Source organism: Enterobacter sp. UNJFSC 003 (genome assembly GCF_036903355.1).
Lineage (GTDB): Bacteria > Pseudomonadota > Gammaproteobacteria > Enterobacterales > Enterobacteriaceae > Enterobacter.
In genome coordinates this window covers 1-268 of record NZ_JBAKHK010000184.1, presented here as the reverse complement: position 1 = coordinate 268, position 268 = coordinate 1, and the positions used below count along the sequence as shown (strand labels likewise).

Annotated in this window: 1 pseudogene; it reads right to left on the bottom strand. The window is 56.3% G+C overall.

Annotated features, from left to right (window positions below):
- Window positions 1–268: pseudogene (locus V5P19_RS23705) on the bottom strand (flagellar biosynthesis protein FlgD); the annotation flags it as partial.

Below are 268 nucleotides of genomic sequence, written 5' to 3'. Positions count from 1 at the left end.
GTATTTATGCACGCCCGCTTTGACATCTTTCAGTTCAGCGGTATAGCTGTTGCCCTCGCTGTCGGTCAGCACCACGTTCACTTTATCGACGTCGTTTTCGACCGAGAACGCGAGCGTGTCTTCCGCTTTGGTGACGGTGCTGTCGCCTTCGGTATAAACGCTGCGTCCAACCCACTGCGCCGCGTTCATCTGCTGCATGCTGACCACCAGCTGGCCGACGTTATTCATTGAACTGTTCAGCTGCTGAACGCCCGCCGCCGTGTTGAAC